Raw genomic sequence first — 14,307 nt, forward strand, 5'->3', positions numbered from 1 at the left:
GCGTAGTTGTTTCAACTTCCCAACTGATTCAATGCAACGCTTCCCTGTTATGTATGAGCTTTCCCTGAAAGGCCCGCCGTCATTGCGTTTTATCGGATTTTCCCCGGTGTAAGATACGAAAACGCTGATTATCGCGTGGAATTTGCGTGCGAGCTTCTGGGCGAACGCACGGCCTCTAGGCAACCCGTGATCGGACGCTGTAAACGCAACGTGCGGAACAGGCGACATTGTTAGCGATTTTGCACCAACCAATTTGTGGGGACATCGCGAACTGGGCGTCGCCTAATAGTCTAACGAGAGACGTCGATTCCATTCATGAGCAGATCGAAACTTGCGTCGGTGAAAGCGGCGACGTCGATCTTCTTCCGGTTACCGAATAGTAGCGACCATAGGGTCAGTAGCAGTGCCGGACTCATGACAATTTTTTCTACGAACTCGCTTGCAGGTAACGACGGCCGAAACTCGCCCGAGGCGATCCCTGCTTCGATGAGTTTCCGGAACTGGTCAATGAGCGCCCGCACGAATTCCTCGTAGTGCCGGTCGACAAGATCTGGAAAACGCGCGCCCTCGGCTATCAGGAAACGGAGAGTCTCGCGCGACACTCTATCTTCGGCCATGCGGTGACACACGAAGACAATCAGCGCGCGGAGGCGAGAGGTGTGTGACCCTTCTAATTTCTCTATGTAGTTCTCCAGCTCAAAAAACAGTGCCTGAGATTTGTGCCGAACCATCTCGTCGAACACACGCTCCTTGGTGTCGAAGTAAAAATAGATCGTTCCCTTCGTGACGCCTGCGCGTTTGGCCACGTCTTCTAGCCGGGTGGCTGCGTATCCGTTTTCAGCGAATTCCTCGAAGGCGGCATCAAGGATTTCGGCGGGTCGTTCAGCTTTGCGTCGCGCGCGTTTCTTGATCTCGTCAGTCATTAGCTTTCGCCTTCTCATTGGCATCCATTCGATATTATTAATTAGCTGGATGGTCAATAATATTATTGACTTTCTAGTTAGATAATAATATTACTGACCATCCAGATAGTTAATAACCGAGTCCTGCTGTCGACCAAAGGGCCCTTTGTCATGCATCCAGCGCTCCGACACGCCTCGTTTCTCTCGATATTTTTGCTTCTTGGTGCCTGCAAGGAGAACGCGGCCGAGACGCGGCTGGCGATGTTGGTGCGAACCGAGGTTGTTCGTCTTGAACCACGGCAGACGGTTATCCGCCTCACAGGTGATGTTCAGGCGCGTGTACGTACCGAGCTATCGTTTCGCGTCGATGGGCGCGTCACGGAGCGGATGGTGGATGTCGGCGCCCATGTGAACGCCGGTGATGTTCTCGCGAGAATCGACCCGGCCGAACAGCGCGCGAATCTCGAAGGATCGAAGGCTGCCGTGGCCTCCGCGGAGGCTCAGTTGCGTGTCGCGACAGCGGCATTCGAGCGGCAGAAGACGTTGATGGCCAGTGGTTTTACCACCCGGACTTCGTACGATCAGGCCCAAGAAGGGCTGCGCACAGCAGAAGGATCGCTCGACATTGCCAAGGCGCAATTAGGCACTTCGACCGACGCGTTGACCTATACAGAGCTGCGGGCCAGTGCAGCTGGCATCATTGTAGCTCGCAATGTCGAAGTTGGTCAGGTCGCTCAGTCCGCGCAATCTGCCTACACGCTTGCGGAAGACGGCGCGCGAGACGGAGTGTTCGATGTCCATGAATCAATCTTCTTGCATCCGCCGGAAAGCAATACAATCAAGCTGACGCTCGTTTCAGACCCGTCGGTCACTGCAATTGCTCGATTGCGCGAAATCTCGCCTACCGTCGATTCCAAGAATGCAACTGTCCGGGTGAAATTCGCAATTCAGAACACGCCGCCGGAAATGACGCTCGGCAGTGCGATCACGGGTGAGGGGCGTACCAAGCCGGTTGACAAGATCGTCCTGCCTTGGAGCTCCTTGGTCGCGTCTTTGAATGGGCCTGCCGTTTGGGTTGTCGATCCTAAAACTAACGCCGTGTCCCTCAACGACATCGAGGTCGAGACCTATGAAACGAACTCTTTCATCGTCAGCAAAGGGCTTTCGGTCGGGGAGCGTGTCATTACCGACGGAGGCAAACTGCTTCGACCGGGTCAGGTTGTGAGATTTGATGGGGCGAAAACATGATGTCCATTCGAACCGTGTGTGTCGTTGCAACTGCTGTTGCCCTGGCCGGATGCGAGCAGAAGGCGGCTGCGCCGGACCCGGTACGCCCCGTATTATCAACGGTCGTTGAGCCTGTGGGGGCGACAAATGTTGCTGTCGTCGGAACGGTGCAACCTCAGTTTAAGACGGATTTCGGATTCCGCATGCTCGGCCGATTGATCTCGCGGCCCGTCAATGTCGGTGAAACGGTCGAAAAAGGTCAGCTGCTTGCCGCTGTTGATCCGTTTGCGGCGGAGCTGGCGGTTAGGTCTTCGCTCGCAGAAGTTTCCAAGGCGCAGGGACAGCTCGTCAATGCATCAGGCACCGCCGACCGGCAGCGAACTCTCATCGAAACCGGCGCGACCACGAAGGCGAGCCTGGATTCGGCGGAGCAGAGCAGCGCCGCCGCACAGGCCGCCGTTATCCAGGCGCAATCAAACCTGATCAAGGCACGTGAACAACTCGGCTATACCAAAGTAAGTGCGGACTATGCCGGTGTCGTGACAGCTATCGGTGCTGAAGTAGGGCAGATGATTGGACCTGGCCAGACCGTCGTTACGGTAGCGCGGCCCGATATCCGGGAAGCTGTTATCGACGTAGCCGAGGATATTGCGAACACGCTAAGGATCGGTACGCCGCTGACGGTGATACTGCAACTCGATCCGCATATCCGGGTCAAAGGCAAGGTGCGCGAGATCGGCCCTCAGTCCGACGCGGTGACGCGCAGTCGCCGTGTCCGCATTACCCTCGATGCTCCGCCGGAGTCCTTCCGGCTCGGCAGCACCATCACGACCTTAATCCCTGGCGATGCTGCGCGCGGATTTCGACTGCCTGCGACTGCGATCCTTACCAGGGACGGAAAATCGAGCGTCTGGTTGCTTGACCTCTCCACCAGGTCGGTGACGTCGCGCGACGTAGAGATTGTATCAAAGAACGACGGCTCGGTAGATGTGACCAGCGGAATTGAGGCGGGCGCGCGGATTGTGACGGCGGGGGTCCACCATCTCAAGGAAGGCCAAAAGGTCCGACTGGAAAAGGAAGCCGCACAGTGAAATCGTTCAATCTTTCAGACTGGGCTCTCAATCACCGGTCGCTCGTCTGGTACTTCATGATTGCGTTCATGGCGGCCGGACTGTTCTCCTACCTCAATCTGGGACGCGAGGAAGATCCGGCATTTACCATCAAGACGATGGTGATCCAGGCGAAGTGGCCGGGTGCGTCCGCCGAGGAGACCACACGCCAAGTCACTGACCGGATTGAAAAGAAGCTCGAAGAGCTCGAATCCCTCGACTATACAAAGAGTATCACTACAGCCGGCCAGACGACCGTGTTTGTAAATTTGCGCGACACCACCAGGGCGCGCGACGTCACGCCGACGTGGGTGCGCGTCCGCAACATGATCGCCGACATCAAGGGAGACTTTCCCGATGGCGTCGTCGGTCCGGTTTTCAATGATCGCTTCGGCGACGTATTCGGCAACATCTACGCATTCACCAGCGATGGGCTCACGCAGCGACAGCTTCGCGATCGCGTGGAAGAAGTCCGTGCCCGCGTCCTGCAGGTCCCCAATGTCGGTCGCGTCGACATCATCGGCGCGCAGGACGAAGCGATCTATTTGGAGTTCTCTATCAGCAAAGTTGCCGCTCTGGGGCTCGACCAACGGTCGATCTTGACATCGCTACAGGCGCAGAATGCGATCGCACCCTCGGGTGTGCTACAGGCCGGTCCAGAACGCATCAGCGTCCGGGTCAACGGGCAGTTCACTTCAGAGGAAAGTCTCAAGGCGATCAACCTCCGCGTCAACGAGAGGTTCTTTCCTCTGACGGATGTCGCCACCATCAGGCGGGGTTACACTGATCCACCGACATCGCTATTCCGATTCAAAGGTGAGCCGGCGATCGGCCTGACTATCGGAATGAAGCCTGGCGCCAATCTGCTCGAATTCGGCGAGGCGTTGAAGAAGGAGATGACGCGCATTACCACGGACCTGCCGGTTGGTGTAGGGGTGCATCTGGTGTCCGATCAACCACAAATCGTTGATGAGGCGGTGTCTGGATTCACGCGCGCGCTGTTCGAGGCGATATTCATCGTGCTGGCGGTCAGCTTCATTAGTCTTGGGATGCGTGCAGGCTTGGTTGTTGCGATCTCTATTCCGCTGGTGCTTGCGATCACCTTTGTGGTGATGTCCTATTCTGGCATCTCCTTGCAGCGCATTTCGCTTGGCGCACTGATCATCGCGCTTGGCCTGCTGGTCGATGACGCCATGATCGCCGTCGAGATGATGGTTGCGCGACTAGAGATCGGCGATAGCCTTTCGAAGGCTGCGACTTACGTCTACACGTCGACGGCCTTTCCGATGTTGACAGGCACGCTGGTGACGGTCGCAGGCTTTATCCCGGTCGGCCTCAACAGCAGCGCCGCGGGCGAGTTTACTTTCACGCTGTTTGTCGTGATAGCGGTGTCGCTTGTGGTGTCATGGATCGTCGCAGTGCTTTTCACGCCCCTGCTCGGCGTGGCCATCCTGCCGGACAAGATGAAGGGCCATCATGACAAGAAGGGGTGGTTCGCGAGCGCTTTCGCTCGAATTCTCGACCTCAGCATGCGATGGCGTTGGATGACCATCGGCGTAACGCTTGCCGCGTTCGCGCTGTCCATTTTGGGCATGAACTTCGTCCAGCAGCAATTCTTCCCGTCCTCCGACCGCCATGAGTTAATCGTCGATTGGAACCTGCCGCAGAACAGTTCGATCGCTGAGACCAATGCACAGATGGCTCGCTTTGAGCAAGAAGCGCTGAAAGAAAAGGAGGGCATTGATCACTGGTCAACGTATGTCGGTCAGGGCGCGCCACGCTTCGTCCTGTCATTTGACGTTCAACCGGCTGATATTTCGTTTGGCCAGATCGTGATCGTGACCAAAGGTCTCGAAGTTCGCGATCGTTTAAAGGATGATCTTCAGGCATATCTTAAGAAGACGTTTCCCGGCACGGATGCCTTCGTGAAGCTCTTGGACATTGGCCCGCCCGTGGGGCGGCCGATCCAGTATAGGCTGAGTGGACCGGATGTCGGTAAGGTCAGGGCGTTTTCGCAGCAACTCGCAGCGATTATAGCAGGTAACCAGCATCTCGGCGATGTGGTGTTCGACTGGATGGAGCCGGCGCGGGTTGTGAAGGTCGACGTGCTCCAAGACAAGGCACGGCAGCTCGGAGTCACGTCGGAGGATATCGCATCCACCCTCAACGGCGTCGTTGATGGAACATCGATCACGCAGGTCCGCGACGATATCTACCTCGTCAAGGTGCTCGGCCGTGCCAAGGCCTCGGAGCGTGGCTCGATCGAAACGCTGCGAAATCTGCAGCTATCAGGGAGCGGTGGTCATTCTGTGCCTCTCGCGGCGATCGCCACATTCCGTTATGAACTCGAGCAGCCTACGATTTGGCGCCGGTCGCGTCTTCCGACCATCACGTTGAAGGCGGGTATTCTCGATAACGTCCAGCCGGCGACGGTGGTCGATCAGTTGAAGCAACCGGTTGCCGAGTTTACGTCGAAACTGCCCGCTGGTTATTATGTCGCCGTGGGCGGCAGCGTCGAGGAGAGCGGCAAGGGGCAGGCACCGATCGTTGCCATTATCCCGATCATGCTCTTCGTGATGGCAACCATCCTGATGGTGCAGTTGCAGAATTTTCACCGGCTGTTTCTTGTGTTCGCCGTCGCGCCGCTCGCCTTGATCGGGGTTGTCGCCGCATTGTTGCCGAGCGGTGCGCCGTTGGGCTTTGTTGCGATCCTCGGTGTGCTGGCATTGATCGGGATCTTGATCCGCAACTCCGTCATCTTGATTGTTCAGATCGAGCATTTGCGCAGCGAAGGCCACCCGCCCTGGGAAGCCGTCGTCGAGGCGACCGAGCATCGCATGCGTCCGATCCTGCTGACTGCTGCTGCGGCAAGTCTCGCGCTTATCCCGATTGCGCGCGAAGTGTTCTGGGGCCCGATGGCCTACGCCATGATGGGCGGCATTATCGTTGGCACCGTGCTGACGCTGTTGTTTCTGCCTGCGCTTTACGTGACTTGGTTCCGCATCAAGGCGCCTCATGAGACGCGATCCGCATGATAATTACAGATCAGTCGCCGAATGCATCAGTTCTGTCTCGCGGATCGCGTGTCCAGATGAGTAAGCTTGGCCGCGAGCGACATCCCAAGTACGGCGAGCGACAAGGGATCATCGTCGGACGTGGGTCTCCAGTAGCCGGCGAGTCAAGTTTGACGGTCGCAAGAATATCCAAGTGATCCACCAGGATTATCTCGAATTGGTTGCTCGACCGGCCACCGCATCCCGCTGAGCCGCCCAGCGACACGAGTCAGCGCGATCTCGTGACCGTGAGCACTACTTTCTAACATGATATGTCATGCATTGCATCCCTCGTCGGCTGTCCGTCTCGTTACTCATGGCTTCAGTGCTGAGCTTTCTTGTCGCTGGATGTTCGTCGCTGCCACGGTTGCCATATAACGCCACGGATGCATCCTCCGCGCGCGTCCTCGATCTCACGGACCTGCGCCGTTATGCCGACGAACCGGCCGCGGCGTTCCGAAGCGAGCAGAATCAGGTCGCGCTGCGCGGGCCTCGGTCCTATCTGGCGCTGTCCGGAGGTGGGGCAGACGGGCGCCTATGGCGCCGGTGTGCTCAACGGCTAGACAGAGGCAGGCACGCGCCCGTACGACAGGCGCAGCCGGACGGGCGATCGCGGGTGAGATCGTCAGCCGAGGAAGGCTGTTACGAGATGACTTTGAGCGGATGTCCTCAGCGAAAGCATGCCAAGACGCCGGGCATAGCCAGCATCGGCGATCGGTCTTTTTTTGAGCGAAAGCCCGGAAGGCCAGGGCGGCGCCCAATCCGGAACGAGAGAGACGCCGAGGCCACGGTCGACGAGCACAGCGATTGCATCGAGCGAATCGAGTTCGAACCGTTCCCGCGGCCGAATGCCGTTGCGCCGCAAGTAGAGGTCTGCCAATCGCCCTCCCCAATTGCTCCTGTCATAGCGTATAAACGGACATGTTGAGAGCATATGAGCCAGATCGCCATCAACATCCTCGGGCGAGATCGCGACCAGCGGTTCCTCCCGCAGCAGTCGCCAATCGCACACTTTGGGGATCGCGTAGTCCGGCTCGACGATGAGGGCGGCATCCAGCGCTCCATCGAGCACCTTGGGATAGAGTTCGCGAGAGGTTCCGGGTGAGACATGGACGTCTATACGCGGAAATTCGAGGCTGCAGCGCTTCAGAAGGTCCGGCAGCAAACCTGTCATGGCCGTCGCGATCGCCCCAAAGCGTAGTTCGCCCGCGATTTCGCCGCCACGCGCGGTCGTTCTCAACGCGCGGATGTCGCGCACGATGCCGCGCGCCTGCCTAAGCACGGCGGAGCCGGCCGCCGTCGGCATCACCGTCCGTCCCGAGCGAACGAGAAGTTTGACTCCGATCTCGGTTTCAAGGGCTTGAACACGTTGCGCTATCGCCGCCGGCGTAACGTGGAGTTCGCGTGCCGCGGCCGCGATTGAGCCTCGTTCGGCCACGACCATCAGGCTTTCGAGGAAGCGTGTATCCATAGATAGAAAATCTATCGACTGATAACAGAGTTTGCCATCTTTTCTTTGCTTTGGATTGCCCCGAACCTATCGCGGAAGCAATGGCCTCCAAGGTCAGGCCGCCGGTGCGACCGTTGGTACAACGGAGGCTTTGAGGGAAAAAGATGGATCTCGGAATTAAGGGACGGACAGCACTCGTTCTTGGTGCGGGAGGTGGCCTCGGCCGCGCTATCGCCAGCGCGTTGGCCAGTGAGGGCGTGCATGTCGCTCTCGCAGACATAGACGAGCAGGCCCTTGCCGCTTCAAAGCGGGCCATAGAGGTAGGGGGCGGGCGCGCCCATTCATTGGTTTGGGATATCGCTAATATTAGCGCGATCCACGGCCATGTCCGGTCTGTCGAGGATGAGCTGGGACCGGTCGATATCCTCATCAACAATACCGGCGGACCGCCGCCGACGCCTGCATCCGGTCAGGACCCAGCTCTGTGGCGCAAGGGCTTCGAGGGCATGATCCTGTCGGTGATTGCGATCACCGACAGGATCCTGCCGGGCATGCGCGAGCGCCGCTGGGGTCGCATCATCACCAGCGCCTCGTCGGGCGTGGTTGCCCCCATTGCGAATCTCGGTATCTCTAACGCCCTGCGTCTTTCGCTTGTCGGCTGGTCGAAGACGCTCGCCCGCGAGGTGGCCCGCGACGGCATCACGGCCAACATCATCTTACCAGGCCGTGTCGCCACGGACCGGATCAGGTTTCTCGACGAAGCCAAGGCCAAGCGCGAGAACCGATCTGTTGAAGACGTCGCAGCGGAGAGCACTGCTTCCATTCCGACCGGCCGGTACGGTCGGCCAGAGGAATATGCCGACACTGTGGCGTTCCTCGCCAGCGAACGCGCCTCCTACATCACCGGCTCCGTCCTCCGTGTGGACGGCGGCCTCATAGCCAGCATCTGAAAAGAGTTTTTACCAATGACCCTCGACCGTTCCATCGTCGAAACGCTTTCGGCAATATCGACTGCCACGATCACCACGGTTCTTTTGAAGAAGGGCCTGCGCAACGTCTGGATGCGCGGCACGCGGCCCTTGCGGCCTGACCAGCCGCGGCTTGTCGGGCGAGCGTTCACCTTGCGCTTCGTGCCGGCTCGCGAGGATCTTGCGACGCCCGAATCCTGGTCGTCGCCCCGCTCCACCAGGGCTGCGATCGAAGACATGCCGGAAGGCTGCATCGCAGTCGTCGATGCCATGGGAGTTACCGATGCGGGCATCTTCGGCGATATTCTCGCCGCCCGCATGCAGAAGAAAGGCGTCGCCGGTCTGGTGACCGATGGCGTCATGCGCGACGTGGCGGGCGTTCTCGCTACCGGCCTGCCGATCTGGTGCCAGGGTGCGGCCGCCCCGCCTTCCGTTGCTGGTCTCACCTTCGTCAATTGGCAGGAGCCGATCGGTTGTGGCGGCGTCGCCGTCTATCCCGACGACGTCGTCGTTGTGGACGGCGACGGCGCGGTGCTGATCCCGCAAAAGCTCCTTGACGAAGTCGTCTCCGTGGCGCGCGAGCAAGAACGGCTCGAGGGCTGGATCATGGGCGAGATCGAGCGCGGTGCCGCGCTGCCCGGCCTCTATCCTCCGAACGCAGAGAACAAGGCGCGCTACGAGGCGTGGCGCGACGCCCAGCCAGCGTAACGATCAGCACGCCGGAAACAACGAAAAAACAACGAGAAGGGAGAACGCAAATGACTGCCAGGGAACGATTTCTTGAGCCGTGTCGGCTCGTCGTGGCCGTATTATCGCTGTGGATAGCCGGCCAATCGCCGGTGCTGAGTCAACAGATCAATCTCGTCGTGCCGTATGCGGCCGGCGGCCCAACCGACGTCACTGCCCGCCTGCTCGGCGAACGGATGGGCAGATCGCTCGGTCAGATCGTCATCGTGGAAAACGTCGCGGGGGCGGGCGGCACCTTGGCGCCCGCGCGTGTCGCGCGCGCGGCGCCGGACGGCATGACCATCCTCATTCATCATAATGCGCTTGCGGCCGCCCCTGCGCTTTATTCAAACCTCAGCTACGATACGAAGACGGCTTTCGAGCCGATCGGCCTCGTCAATTCGGGTCCGATGGTGCTGGTCGGCCGGAAGACGCTGGAAGCCAGGACGCCGCAGGAGCTGTTCGCCTGGATCAAGGCAAAGGGCGACAAGGCAAACTTCGCTCATGCCGGCGCCGGCACCAGCCAGCACTTGTGCACGACGCTGCTCGGGAATGCCCTGGGCGTCAAGCCGACCTTCGTGTCGTATCGCGGGGCGGCGCCCGCGATGAATGATCTGATCGGAGGCCAGATCGACTTGATCTGCGATCAGGCAACCAACGCCGTCCCACAAGTTCAGAGCGATTTGGTTCGCGCCTTCGCCGTGACATCGAAGGAAAGGATCGACTCGATCCCGACAGTTCCGACCACTGCCGAAATTGGCGTGCCGGAGGTCGATTACACGGTATGGCACGGGCTCTACGTTCCAAAGGGCACGCCTCAAGCGACGATCGACAAGCTCAACGCCGCGTTACGCAGCGCACTGGAGGATCCGGCCGTCGTCGAGCGTTTCAAGCAACTCGGGACGACAGTGTTTCCGCCGTCTGAGCGTTCGCCGCAGGTTCATGCGGCTTTGTTCGCTCGCGAGATTGATCGGCTGGAAAAACTTATCGAGACAGCCGGTGTGAAGGCCGCCGAGGCGAAATAGACCTTCGCCGCAACGAAAAATCTATCCGAGCAACGCGAGGACACACAATGCGGATCAAGGCGGTCATCGAGCGAACTGTCAAGGTAGACAGCAACGTTCGCAACGCGCGCGTCGATCTCAGCCAAATGACCGTCTCTGCGATCGCGATCGTGACCGACGTGATTGGGGAGGGCAATCGACCGATCTGCGGCTTCGCCTTCAACTCGTTTGGAAGGTACGCCTGCGGCGGTCCGTTGCGCGACCGGTTCATCCCATGGTTGCTCGCGATGGAGCCCTCGTCGCTCCTCGACGAAAACGGTTCGAACTTTGCGCCGTCCCGCGCGCTTTCGCTGCTGCTCAAACGCGAGAAGGCTGGCGGGCATGCCGAGCGTTCGATGGCGCTCGGAACACTGGAAATGGCTCTGTGGGATATCGTCGCCAAGATCGAGCGCCGCCCACTCTATCAGGTTCTAACCCAACGGTTCGGCCAGATCAGGCACCCGGAAGAGCGAATACCGACCTATGCCGCCGGCGGCTTCTATGGGGCCGCCGACCCCGTGTTGGCAGTTCATGAAGAGGTCTCTCGCTGGCGCGACGCCGGTTTCCGTGACGTGAAGATCAAGGCGGGCGGAGCAAACCTGTCGACCGATAGCCGGCGCTTCGAGGCGGCTCTCGATATCGTGCGGCCGATAGGGGGACGGCTCGCGCTCGACCTCAGTTGTGCGTTCGATGCAAAGGCCGGCGCTGCCTTTGCGGCGAGCGTGCGACCCTACAATATGTGGTTCCTGGAAGAACCGTGCGATCCCTTCGACATTGAGGGGTATCGCGCCGTCGCCGAGATGGGGACGCCGGTGGCGGGCGGCGAGAACCTGTTCTCAGCCCGCGAGGTCGATGTCTTTCTCCGCTACGGCCGCTTCGAGAACATCGTGCTCCAGCCCGATCCGCCCTTGGCTTACGGCGTGACTGGATTCAGCGAGATCCTGGCGGTTGCGGAAATGCATGGCCTGACCCGGAGTTCGATTTTCCCGCATGGGGGCAACATGATGTCTCTCCATGTTGCTGCGGGGCTCGGCCTTCAAATGGTTGAGGCGTATCCGGGTCTTTTCGGCATGTTCGGCGGGTTCAGCCGCGAGGTCGAGGTGAGAGACGGCTCCGTCAATCTCCCGGCGGCGCCGGGGATAGGCTTCGAGGAGCAGCCGGCGCTTTATGACCTGTTCCGGGATCTCGTCAATCATGCGTGAAGAAGCAACGAACCTGAAAGTATTGAGCTGATGCAGAACACCATCGCTGTGATCGCGCCAGGTGCCATGGGAAGCGCGGTTGCGCGTCGCCTTGGCGAACATGGCGCGCAGGTATTGACGTCCTTGTCGGGCCGTAGCACGGCAACCCGGACGCGCGCCGCGTCAGCAGGCATGATCGAGGCCGACGACGACCAGATCGCGGCCGCCGACATCATACTGTCGATGGTGCCGCCGGCCGAAGCAGTAAGCCTTGCCGAGCGGCTCGGCGCCGTAATTGCCAAAAGCGCGACAAAGCCAGTGTTTGTCGATTGCAACGCGATCAATGATCGCACGGTCAAAATCGTTGAAGCGACGATCGCTTCCGCAGGCGCGCGCTTCGTCGATGGCGCGATCATTGGCTTCCCGCCGAAGCCGGGTGAGATCGGGCCCACTTTCTATTTTTCCGGTGAGGTCGCGCCGCAACTCGTGGCGCTGGGCAGACTCGGTCTTAAGACTCGGATTATTGATGGGCCGATTGGCGCAGCTTCGGCGCTCAAGATGTCTTATGCCGGGATCGCGAAGGGCGTGACCGCCCTCGGTGCCGCTATGGTGCTCGCCGCGACGCGTGCTGGCGCGGCGGATGCCCTGAAGGCTGAGTTGGCGGAAAGCCTTCCGCAAATTTTTGAGCGCCTTTCGGTGGCGCTTCCCGACATGATTCCAAAAGCAGCCCGGTGGGTTGCCGAGATGCATGAGATTGCCGAGTTCGTCGGCCATGATCGTGGCGAAAGCGGCTTATTCAATGCCGCTGCCCTTCTCTTCGACAGACTTGCACATGATTTTCGACAAGATAGCGTCGAGATTAATTACATCGAGAAATTCCTAAGCAGTAAATAATTTTGGTATTTGCGAATTCTCCGCCGGGCTCTGCGCCAACCGCCGATTCACCCACACGCATGCGTGTTTCTATACGCGTGCGCGTTCACGCGATCCAGGCGATTAAAGAGTGCTTGGGCGATGCATGGCCGCACTTGCCGTCTGTGTGAGCCGGAAGGCGGTCAGGCGACCAAGGTTATTAATCCGGCAACCGGAAGGTCGTCGGTACAGTTCCAGATCTTGGGAGGCGTGCGAACAAATTCCAGTTACAGTTATTTGCGATGGAAAATCCCTGTTACGGAGAACAATGGACTGCACCCTTAGAGGTGGACAGATTGGCGCTAAGCGATTGATACTTTGGCGGCTCTTTTGAGGAGAGGGCCATGCCCCGTTATCGTTCATTCGACGTTGGTTTCAAGCGTCAGGTCGCCCAGGAATTTCTGACGGGTGAAAGTCTGAACAGCCTGTCGAGAAAGTATGACGTTGCGCGGAATCTGATCCGGATCTGGGTGTTGAAGCATGAAGGCGGTGAGTTCGAGCCAGAGTTCGAGCACGATAATCGGCTGAAAGCGCATGAGGTCAAGATTGCTGGCCTGGAGCGTATGGTCGGCAGGCTGACCATGGAGCTTGAGTTTTTAAGGGGGGCTCCGAAAACACCGACGTCGCGCAGAAGAGAGCCTATATCGATCGTCACCGGCCCCGTGGCCTCTCTATCCGACGAGGATGCGAGCTCATGAACCTTGCCCGATCGACATACTATGACAAGCCGGCAGGTCAGCCGGTCGGGGAGGCAAAAGCTGTCGAAAAAATAAGGGAAATCTGTGCCGAGTATCCACGCTATGGCTATCGGCGGGTGACTGCTCAGCTGCATCGAGATGGCTTGGCAGTGAACCACAAGCGTGCCATGCGGATCATGCGAGAGCAGGGCTTCACAGTGCGGCCGCGGCGCCGTTTCGTGGTGACCACGAACAGCAATCACGCTGGTCCGATCTTCCCCAATCTGGCGAAAGGGCTCACGCTGAAAGGCCCCAACGAGCTCTGGGTTGCGGACCTGACCTATGTCGCCATCGCCAGAGGCTTCGTGTACCTCGCGGTAGTTTTGGATGCCTGGTCCCGGCGTGTCGTCGGTTACGCGCTGGGGCGGGCGATCGACACCAAGCTCACGGTCGCCGCACTGAGAGCGGCCATCGAACATCGCCGGCCTCCAGCGGGATGCATTCACCACTCGGACCGAGGCGCCCAGTACGCCGCCGAGCAGTATCGGCAACTGCTAGCGGAACATGCGCTTCGCGGCTCAATGGGCCGGCCTGGCAATCCGTATGACAATGCCAAGGCCGAAAGCTTCATGAAGACGCTGAAAAACGAAGAGGTCTACCTCGGAGGCTATGAGACGTTCACCGACGTCATTCATGCGCTTCCGCACTTCATCGACGAGGTCTACAACAAGCGACGGCTCCATTCTGCGCTCGATTATCGGAGCCCTATCGAGTTCGAGGTTCAACACGCCGACCAGGCTGTCAATTCGATGCCCTAATCCCTGTTCACCCTCGTGGGTGCACTCCACAAACTCCCTGATCCCGTCAGACATTTCCCTATTATCTCACTTAGGGAACTCCGCCGGAAGTGCCTACGTATAGGCCCTTTCTATCAATCGAGTTGTCCAATTAGGACCGATTTGTGCAATTTTCCCAGTAAAATTCCCTGTTAGCAGGGAATTGTCTTGGAGACCGGTGCGATCAGCACTGCGCCGCCAGCCAGCCAATCCGGCTTTCAGA

The 14,307-nt window shown here is 59.2% G+C and carries 12 protein-coding genes; 10 read left to right on the plus strand and 2 right to left on the minus strand.

Annotated elements, in window-relative coordinates:
• Positions 1 to 290: 290 nt before the first annotated feature.
• Positions 291 to 923 carry a TetR family transcriptional regulator gene (locus tag AC1Q6J_RS15955; protein ID WP_492280192.1) on the minus strand — a complete coding sequence of 211 codons (633 nt, stop codon included), beginning with the start codon at positions 921 to 923 and terminating at the stop codon, positions 291 to 293.
• A 150-nt stretch (positions 924 to 1,073) separates the two neighbouring features.
• On the opposite strand from AC1Q6J_RS15955, the gene AC1Q6J_RS15960 reads away from it, so the two are divergent.
• The 3 genes from AC1Q6J_RS15960 to AC1Q6J_RS15970 are packed head-to-tail and all read left to right on the plus strand — an operon-like array spanning position 1,074 to position 6,273.
• Positions 1,074 to 2,150 (plus strand): efflux RND transporter periplasmic adaptor subunit, encoded by a 1,077-nt coding sequence (locus AC1Q6J_RS15960; protein WP_492280193.1) that lies wholly within the window; start codon positions 1,074 to 1,076, stop codon positions 2,148 to 2,150.
• Positions 2,147 to 3,220 (plus strand): efflux RND transporter periplasmic adaptor subunit, encoded by a 1,074-nt coding sequence (locus tag AC1Q6J_RS15965; RefSeq protein WP_492280194.1) that lies wholly within the window; start codon positions 2,147 to 2,149, stop codon positions 3,218 to 3,220. The genes AC1Q6J_RS15960 and AC1Q6J_RS15965 overlap by 4 nt, the downstream gene beginning before the upstream one ends.
• Positions 3,217 to 6,273 (plus strand): efflux RND transporter permease subunit, encoded by a 3,057-nt coding sequence (locus AC1Q6J_RS15970; RefSeq protein ID WP_492280195.1) that lies wholly within the window; start codon positions 3,217 to 3,219, stop codon positions 6,271 to 6,273. Before AC1Q6J_RS15965 ends, AC1Q6J_RS15970 begins: the two co-directional genes overlap by 4 nt.
• 643 nt (positions 6,274 to 6,916) lie before the next feature.
• Here AC1Q6J_RS15970 and AC1Q6J_RS15975 read toward each other — a convergent pair.
• Positions 6,917 to 7,762, minus strand: coding sequence for a LysR family transcriptional regulator (locus AC1Q6J_RS15975; protein ID WP_492280196.1), 846 nt, complete (start codon positions 7,760 to 7,762; stop codon positions 6,917 to 6,919).
• A gap of 143 nt (positions 7,763 to 7,905) precedes the next feature.
• Between AC1Q6J_RS15975 and AC1Q6J_RS15980 the strand changes: the two genes are divergently transcribed.
• The 7 genes from AC1Q6J_RS15980 (at position 7,906) to AC1Q6J_RS16010 (ending at position 14,066) form a co-directional block, all read left to right on the plus strand.
• Entirely contained in the window at positions 7,906 to 8,691 is a 786-nt protein-coding gene (locus AC1Q6J_RS15980) for an SDR family oxidoreductase (protein WP_492280197.1), read from the plus strand.
• Between the two features lie 15 nt (positions 8,692 to 8,706).
• Positions 8,707 to 9,417: a ribonuclease activity regulator RraA gene (locus tag AC1Q6J_RS15985; RefSeq protein ID WP_492280198.1), complete on the plus strand. Its 711-nt coding sequence runs from the start codon at positions 8,707 to 8,709 to the stop codon at positions 9,415 to 9,417.
• Positions 9,418 to 9,467: 50 nt separating this feature from the next.
• Complete coding sequence (locus AC1Q6J_RS15990) at positions 9,468 to 10,460, plus strand: tripartite tricarboxylate transporter substrate-binding protein (protein ID WP_492280199.1); 993 nt, start codon at positions 9,468 to 9,470, stop codon at positions 10,458 to 10,460.
• Between the two features lie 47 nt (positions 10,461 to 10,507).
• Entirely contained in the window at positions 10,508 to 11,680 is a 1,173-nt protein-coding gene (locus AC1Q6J_RS15995) for an enolase C-terminal domain-like protein (protein ID WP_492280200.1), read from the plus strand.
• Positions 11,681 to 11,710: 30 nt separating this feature from the next.
• The gene (locus AC1Q6J_RS16000; RefSeq protein ID WP_492280201.1) at positions 11,711 to 12,553 is read left to right on the plus strand and encodes an NAD(P)-dependent oxidoreductase; all 843 of its coding nucleotides are present in this window, start codon (positions 11,711 to 11,713) and stop codon (positions 12,551 to 12,553) included.
• A 362-nt stretch (positions 12,554 to 12,915) separates the two neighbouring features.
• Positions 12,916 to 13,269 carry a transposase gene (locus tag AC1Q6J_RS16005; protein WP_492280202.1) on the plus strand — a complete coding sequence of 118 codons (354 nt, stop codon included), beginning with the start codon at positions 12,916 to 12,918 and terminating at the stop codon, positions 13,267 to 13,269.
• Complete coding sequence (locus tag AC1Q6J_RS16010; protein WP_492280282.1) at positions 13,245 to 14,066, plus strand: IS3 family transposase; 822 nt, start codon at positions 13,245 to 13,247, stop codon at positions 14,064 to 14,066. Before AC1Q6J_RS16005 ends, AC1Q6J_RS16010 begins: the two co-directional genes overlap by 25 nt.
• Positions 14,067 to 14,307: the final 241 nt, after the last annotated feature.

The organism is Afipia sp. MLSD5-FHT05B12 (assembly GCF_058793355.1).